We start from the raw sequence: 6,451 nt of genomic DNA, 5'->3' as shown, positions 1-6,451 counted from the left end.
AGACCGCCGACGAGATCCTCAAATCCCTCGCCGCCTACCTCACTAAGGTCACTCCGCCAGCCACCGAAAACCAGCAAGAGACTTAAGCCCGCGATCTCAGGCCCATCACACTAGCCGTTGTCCTGGTCAGCGAAGGCATCCAAGCCCAGTTACTCGACGTATTCGGCGTCGACGCCACCCGCCCCCGCTGGCTCGACACATGTTTCCCCATGTGCGAAAGACATGCGTAGCCGGCGGGCGACGCGATGACCCGCCCGTCGGGCTCGACCCGGGCGGTGATGTGACGTTTGGGGTCGACGAACCTGGCGGGCACACCGGTAAGGACGGCGACGCCGCGGAGTGGGCTCTCGATGTCGACGTGGCCGTCTAGCAACTTGCCGAAGTAGGCGCGGCCTCTTAGCGCTTCGGCGGCCGCCGGGTCCAGCGCCGCGAGTCGGCCTGCGAGCTCACGCACGTGCCGATCCCGTCGCCTCTGTCGCCGGATGTCAGCCAACGGCCAAGAGTCGCCGGACCCAGGCGGCTCGGGTCGCGGACGCGGTCTGTGACAGTGAAGCTTGTGGGGCCATGCCGTCGAATCCGTGGAAGCCACCTGGCCAGACGTGCAGCTCGCACTGGACGCCGGCCTGCAGCAGCCGAGTGGCGTAATCAATGTCCTCGTCGCGGAAGGTCTCGACCGAGCCGACGTCAACGAATGAGGTGGGCAGGCCGGTCAGGTCGGTCGCCCTCGCAGGCGCCGCGTAGAAGCTGACGTCGCCGCCCCCTCGGCGTTCGCCGAGCAACGCGTTCCATCCGGTCATGTTGCTGGTGGCGTCCCAGATGCCCTCGCCGTCGAGTTCCCGGCTGCTCAGCGTGACAAACCGGTCGTCGAGCATCGGGCACATGAGCAGCTGACCGAGCAGCCGGGGGCCGCCGCGGTCGCGTGCGAGCAGTGCCACGCCGGCCGCGAGACCTCCGCCGGCGCTCGCGCCGGCGACGACGATGCGGTCTGCGTTGCCGCCGATCTCCGCGGCGTGTTCGTGGGTCCACAACAGGCCCGCGTAGCAGTCCTCGATCGGAGCCGGGTCGGGGTGTTCTGGTGCCAGGCGGTACTCCACCGACACCACGACGGCGCCGTTGTCGACAGCCCAGTCGAGCACGCTGCCGACTCCGGTGCGGCTGTTGCCGATGATCATGCCGCCGCCGTGCATGTAGTAGAAGACAGGCGCTCCTGCCGCCAGGCCCACGGGCCTGAGGACGAGCAGCGAAATCTTGGGAGCACCGGGCGGACCCGATATGGAGAAGTTCTGCAGTTCGACGGTCCCGTTGCGTGTCAGGTCCTCGTCCGCGACCGCGAACATGGAGTTGGCCCGCAGCTCCTCAATGTCCTCGGCGGTGATGCTCGGCGATAGATGTTCGTGCACGAACGTCAGCACTGCGGTGAGCTCCGGATCGAGCGGTGGGTGCGTCCTCGTCATCGGCGGTTCCTCGGTTCAGGAGCAGCGACGCCGCCACCATTGCGTTGTAGACGGTGATCTGGTGTTTCAGCTCTTGTCAGAAAGGGGCCGACGAAGGTGTCGGCAACCCAGCGTGCGACCTCGACTGGATAGGGCGCGCCCAGTCCGAGCACGATGTGGCTGAACCCGCCGTCGAGCGCCGCGCGGATTGCGTGGCGGGTGTCGTCGGGCCGGTCGTAGGAGGCGGGCAGGACAATGGATCGGGTGATCTCAGCCGGGTTTCGGCCGATCTCGGCGCACAACCGGTCCAGCGTGGTGTTGCGCGCGATCGCATTGTCGATGCCCCCACCGGGCATGTTCCACCGGTCCGCATGCTCGGCAACCACGCGCAGCGTCGGGGTGGCTTGGCCGCCGATCATGATCGGCGGGTGGGGCCGCTGCACGGGTTTGGGACTGCAGAACGCACCCGTCAGCTGGTGATAGTCGCCCTGGAAGTCGAACGGCACGGTCTCGGTCCACAGTCTGCGGATGATCGTGCACGCCTCGGCGAGGCTTGCGACCGCGTGGGCGGCATCGTGGAAGGGAAGGCCGTGAGCTTCGTACTCACGCCGGGCCAGTGGCACGTCGGGCCGAGAGCCTGCGCCGATGCCGAACTCGAGCCGGCCGCCGGAGATGACATCGACAGTAGCGGCGATCTTGGCCAGCATGGCCGGTGGGCGGAACCTGTTGCTCGTGACCATCAGCCCGAGACGCAGCCGCTCGGTCTGTGCTGCTAGCGCGGACAGCAGTGTCCAGCCCTCGAAGGTAGGCCCGTTCGGGTCACCGAATATCGGCATGAGGTGGTCGAACAGCCAGGCGTGCTCGATCTGCGGGATGCTGTCCGCCTCGCGCCAGACCCGCAGGACGTCGTTGTAAGCGACCTGAGATGGGGCGGTCATGATTCCGAAGCTGGGCCTGGGTGCGAGGGGGTTGGTCACTTCGAGTCGATCCTTCCCAGCGGGTCGCTGGTCGCGGTCAGGGTTCGACGGGCGGTAGGCCACGCGTCGTTGTCGAGGCCCAGCGCGGTACGCAGATACGCCAGGGTGACGTGCTGGACGACCGCGACGCGCTCGGGGCTTTCGTCTGTGGTCCGCGTGTCGTTGGAACCCTGGATGCCGCCGAGTCCGTGTTCCGCGCCGAACAGGGTCAGCAGATCGGTGGCGCCCGAGCTGAGGCGATAGCCGTCGGTGAACCAGTCCGGACCGCGCACCGTCAGCGGGGACTGGTCGTGGTCGCCGGCGACGATCAGACTCGGCGTCTTCAGCTCGGCGAAATCAGGGCTCATGAACGGGAAGTACTGGGCGGCGAGCGGGCTCAGGTCGGCGCCGCCGGTTCCGGGCAGGCAGAGCAGTACCGCCGCCCTGACTCGCGAGTCGCTCATGCTCTCACCAGGTGTGCCGTCGGCGTCGACGACCCGTGCGCCCGCGAGTGTGCCGGCGGTCTGTGCGCCCCACGAGTGTCCGGCGACCGCGATGCGGTCGTGGTCGATGCGGCCGGCCAGCCCGGGTACGCCGTCTTCGATGGTGCCGAGTTGGTCGAGGATGCCGGTCAGGTCGTCGGTGCGGATACGCCAGATGAGCGGAGTGCGCGGGTCGTCGGGGAGCAGGCCCAGCGAGTCGAGATGGGTGGGCTGAATGACGACGAACCCGCGGGCGGCCCAGAAGTCGACCAGCGGCGCGTAGTCGTCCATGGTCAGGGTCATGCCGTGCGAGAAGACGACGACGGGCAGGTTGTGGCCGGTCGTCGGCGCTGTGACCCGCACCTGCAGGTCCTGGCCGCGGTCCGGGGCGGCCAGGACGACCGGCCTGACAGAGATGACCGGGGTGGTGGACTCGTTGCCGCCGTCGGCGGACGTGGTGTCGCTCATGAGATGAATACCGTTCTGGATGGGGCGTAATGGCCCGTACTGCGCGACGATCTGGCATGATTGAAATACGGAGCGCCGCTCCACATCACAATACGGAGCGCTGCTCCGCTTTGCAAGTAGGGGGTGCTCACGATGTCCACGGACAACACGTCGCCGCTCAATGTCGGTCGGCAAAAGCGATCCGACGTGCGTCGAAACGAGCAGATGCTCCTGGACGCCGCCGCGGCCGTGTTCGTCCGTGCGGGGGTCGATGCTCCGGTGCGAGAGATCGCCGCCGAATCGGGTCTCGGTATGGGCACCATCTACCGTCACTTCCCCACACGGGCGGACTTGGTGGTCGCGGTCTTCCGACACCAGCTCGACGCGCTCGCCGCTGCCGCGCACATTCCCCCTGCCGCCGACACGCCGTATGAGGTCTTGCGGCTATGGGTTGACCGGTTCGCCGATTTCCTGGTTACCAAGCACGGCCTGGCCGAGGCGCTGCACTCGGACCAAGCCGGGTTCGAGAGCCTGCACGCCGAGTTCGTCGAGCGCCTGCTGCCCGTGCTCGACCAGTTGTTGAAAGCGTCCGCCGCCGCTGGCTACACACGCGCGGACATACGGGCCTACGACTTCATGCTCGGCATCGGCAACCTGTGCATCGGAGTCGAGACCTTCCCCAACTACCAGGCTCGTCGCATGATCGACCTGCTGCTCGATGGCCTTGCGCAGCCTGCCCCGGCACCGACGGACAGTGAGCCCAAATAGCCCCCGCAGCCGAACGCACGGTGGACCAAGGACAAGGCTGGAGCCACTCTGGCCGCCACAACCGGCTTTTGCCCAAAGCCGTGAAGTACGGGCTGATCGTCGGCGTCAAGATGTCGATGATCAGTGGGCTGCATGCCGCACTCCATGCACGGCCACGACCCGGTCACCTACGTCGACACGGTCAGCGCGTGGGCCGACGGCCTGGCCACCAGCCCCGCACCCGTCAGGAGTACCCAGTGAAACCACCGCCTCCGAAGCACTGCGGCTCGACGCGGTCGGCCGCAGACTGTTCTTCACCGATGCGCACACCGTCAAGAGATTCTCCTCCACACCGGTCGGCGACGACCAGCTGACCGATGAGAGCCGGGCGGCTCAGCCCGGATGAGGTCCCGGTACATGCACGTCACCGGCCCCATGCTGAAGAACGTCGCGCACCAGGTCGGTGAAGCGCTCTGGGGCCCCGCGCCGGAGTCGGGCGAAGACAGCGGAGACGGCTCGAACGAGGGGCCCTCGGACCTCAACTGAGACGGAAACTGAGACGGAAGATCACGTAGGGCTCACCGCATCGCGCGTGTGACGCCTCCGCGCCTGGTCTCGGACCCGCACGCGACGAAGGCCCTGACCAGTCAAGACTGGTCAGGGCCTTCTTCGTATTGCCCGGTGAGAGCAATGGCGGAGGATACGAGATTCGAACTCGTGAGGGGTTGCCCCCAACACGCTTTCCAAATGTTCGCCTGGGGGTTCGAGGGCGATCGGGGGCGTCCTGACCTGGGGTGGAGCCGGGGCGGGCCGGGCGTCTGAACGGCGCTGTACGCCGGTGAATGAGACCAGAAGTGAGACCGGGGAACCGGTCACTTTCGGGTTTCGCTCCGCGTCATACCTGCCGGATCAGTGTTGTCCGCGGCGTCGCGACAGTACGAGGCTGCCGAACATGAAGGTCGCGATCCACAGAAGCCACACCGGCGCCTTGCGCAGACTCAATCGGCAGCAACTCCCGCCCCACCGACCTGTCGTCCTTCAGGGGATTGAGTACCGTTGTGACCTCCCGAACGGCGACAGCGGAAGGGAAGACATGGGCGACACGGGCAAGGTTCTGGGCATCTCGACCCAGGACCTGAAGAAGGCGGCGCCGACGTTCCAGGAGCAGAGCAAGGCTCTCGGCGATGCGGCGAAGGCGCTCAAGGAGTCGCTGGGCGCGCTGGGTTCGCCGTGGGGGGGACGACGAGCAAGGCCAGAAGTTCGGAGACGCGTACTCGCCGAAGAGCGAACAGATCGAGAAAGGCGTCGGCATTCTGGTGCTCGGTCTCAGGAGCATCCACGCTGCCATGATCGACATGGCCGACGGTTACGTGGACGACGACAAGCTCATTGAAGGCATGTTCACCAAGATCGCGGTGCCAGATGCGGACGGGGACAAGGGCGCCGAGTGAGCGCCGAGGACATCACCAAGGACCTTCTCATGAAGGCCGGCATGTGGTGGCCGGACGCGAACTCCGGCACTCTGCGATCGGCTGCGAAGGCGTGGCGGACCTTTGCCGACGCGGTGGACGACGTCATTGGGCCGGTCAACGGCAAAGCCCGTTCGATCATCCTCAACAACAAGGGTGAGGCGATTGACGCGTTCGAAATCTTCTGGGCCCGCTACCACAAGAGCGAAGGCGTGGGGTGGCTGGACGACACGGCCACGGCGGCCCGAGCCGTGGCCAAGGCGCTCGAAGAGTTCGCCGACGCCGTCGACGACGCCATTGAGCGCTTGTGGACCGAGATCGGCATCGGGGCTGCGGTCATCGGCGTCGGCGTGGGGCTCGCGGTGTTCACCTTCGGCGCCTCCACCGCGGCTTCCGCAGCCGCAGCCGCGACCATCATCGAAGTCGCCGCCGGGCTCGGCGTCACGGTGTCCGCCACCGTCGCCACCATCGCCGCGACCACGTTGACCGGTATCGCCTTCGGTGCGATCGAGGCATCACCGTCGACCTCGCGGTCGCCCAGCCGCTCAGGATGGCCACGGGCCTCCAGGACGGCTTCAGTCTCGACTCGTTGGAACAGGCGGGAGTCTACGGCGGCGCGTTCGGCGGTGCGTTCGCCGGCGCGGCCGGTGCGACACGTGCCGCCAGCGAAGTGGGCGGCTTCCCCAACCTTTTCGTGCGGGATCTCCCCATCGGAATCGCGGCCCCGAACCTCGCGGGAGTCGGGCGAGCCCCGATGGCGCTCGACGACATGGGGAAGCGGCGTACCTGGGACCTGTTCCGGAGCGAGGACTCGAAAATCCCCGTGCCGCCCAAGGTTCCGGGCGGCCATGCACTCATATCCGGGGACCCCGTATACTTTGGAAAGCGGACCACGACCATCGGATATGACCCCCGAA

Annotated in this window: 7 protein-coding genes; 3 read left to right on the top strand and 4 right to left on the bottom strand. The window is 66.9% G+C overall.

What is annotated here, in order from left to right; all coding sequences use genetic code 11:
• Positions 1–485: 485 nt before the first annotated feature.
• The 3 genes from ACFRMN_RS27320 to ACFRMN_RS27310 are packed head-to-tail and all read right to left on the bottom strand — an operon-like array spanning position 486 to position 3,339.
• Complete coding sequence (locus ACFRMN_RS27320; protein WP_383023910.1) at positions 486–1,454, bottom strand: alpha/beta hydrolase; 969 nt, start codon at positions 1,452–1,454, stop codon at positions 486–488.
• Complete coding sequence (locus ACFRMN_RS27315) at positions 1,451–2,371, bottom strand: LLM class flavin-dependent oxidoreductase (RefSeq protein WP_383023920.1); 921 nt, start codon at positions 2,369–2,371, stop codon at positions 1,451–1,453. Before ACFRMN_RS27315 ends, ACFRMN_RS27320 begins: the two co-directional genes overlap by 4 nt.
• Before the next feature lie 35 nt (positions 2,372–2,406).
• Entirely contained in the window at positions 2,407–3,339 is a 933-nt protein-coding gene (locus ACFRMN_RS27310; RefSeq protein ID WP_383023908.1) for an alpha/beta hydrolase family protein, read from the bottom strand.
• A gap of 132 nt (positions 3,340–3,471) precedes the next feature.
• Here ACFRMN_RS27310 and ACFRMN_RS27305 point away from each other — a divergent pair, with 132 nt between their 5' ends.
• The 3 genes from ACFRMN_RS27305 to ACFRMN_RS27295 all read left to right on the top strand — a co-directional run bounded on the left by ACFRMN_RS27305 (position 3,472) and on the right by ACFRMN_RS27295 (position 5,516).
• Entirely contained in the window at positions 3,472–4,086 is a 615-nt protein-coding gene (locus tag ACFRMN_RS27305; protein WP_383023906.1) for a TetR/AcrR family transcriptional regulator, read from the top strand.
• 396 nt (positions 4,087–4,482) lie between these two features.
• On the top strand, positions 4,483–4,611 hold the full coding sequence (locus tag ACFRMN_RS27300; RefSeq protein ID WP_383023904.1) for a hypothetical protein: 129 nt from the start codon (positions 4,483–4,485) through the stop codon (positions 4,609–4,611).
• Between the two features lie 638 nt (positions 4,612–5,249).
• Positions 5,250–5,516 carry a hypothetical protein gene (locus tag ACFRMN_RS27295; RefSeq protein WP_383023902.1) on the top strand — a complete coding sequence of 89 codons (267 nt, stop codon included), beginning with the start codon at positions 5,250–5,252 and terminating at the stop codon, positions 5,514–5,516.
• 211 nt (positions 5,517–5,727) lie between these two features.
• On the opposite strand, the gene ACFRMN_RS27290 is transcribed toward ACFRMN_RS27295, so the two are convergent.
• Positions 5,728–6,384, bottom strand: a complete 657-nt coding sequence (locus ACFRMN_RS27290) for a hypothetical protein (RefSeq protein WP_383023900.1) — start codon at positions 6,382–6,384, stop codon at positions 5,728–5,730.
• Positions 6,385–6,451 lie beyond the last annotated feature (67 nt).

It is taken from the genome of Streptomyces sp. NPDC056835 (assembly GCF_042789485.1).
Lineage (GTDB): Bacteria > Actinomycetota > Actinomycetes > Streptomycetales > Streptomycetaceae > Streptomyces.
Note: the sequence above shows the minus strand (reverse complement) of the source record. Positions and strands in the feature narration are given on the sequence as shown.

Excerpts from the sequence above, each read along its gene's own strand:
- ACFRMN_RS27305 (WP_383023906.1), top strand. The coding sequence starts at position 3,472 with ATGTCCACGGACAACACGTCGCCGCTCAATGTCGGTCGGCAAAAGCGA.
- ACFRMN_RS27315 (WP_383023920.1), bottom strand. The coding sequence starts at position 2,371 with ATGACCGCCCCATCTCAGGTCGCTTACAACGACGTCCTGCGGGTCTGG.
- ACFRMN_RS27295 (WP_383023902.1), top strand. The coding sequence starts at position 5,250 with ATGCGGCGAAGGCGCTCAAGGAGTCGCTGGGCGCGCTGGGTTCGCCGT.
- ACFRMN_RS27310 (WP_383023908.1), bottom strand. The coding sequence starts at position 3,339 with ATGAGCGACACCACGTCCGCCGACGGCGGCAACGAGTCCACCACCCCG.
- ACFRMN_RS27320 (WP_383023910.1), bottom strand. The coding sequence starts at position 1,454 with ATGACGAGGACGCACCCACCGCTCGATCCGGAGCTCACCGCAGTGCTG.
- ACFRMN_RS27300 (WP_383023904.1), top strand. The coding sequence starts at position 4,483 with ATGCACGTCACCGGCCCCATGCTGAAGAACGTCGCGCACCAGGTCGGT.
- ACFRMN_RS27290 (WP_383023900.1), bottom strand. The coding sequence starts at position 6,384 with ATGGCCGCCCGGAACCTTGGGCGGCACGGGGATTTTCGAGTCCTCGCT.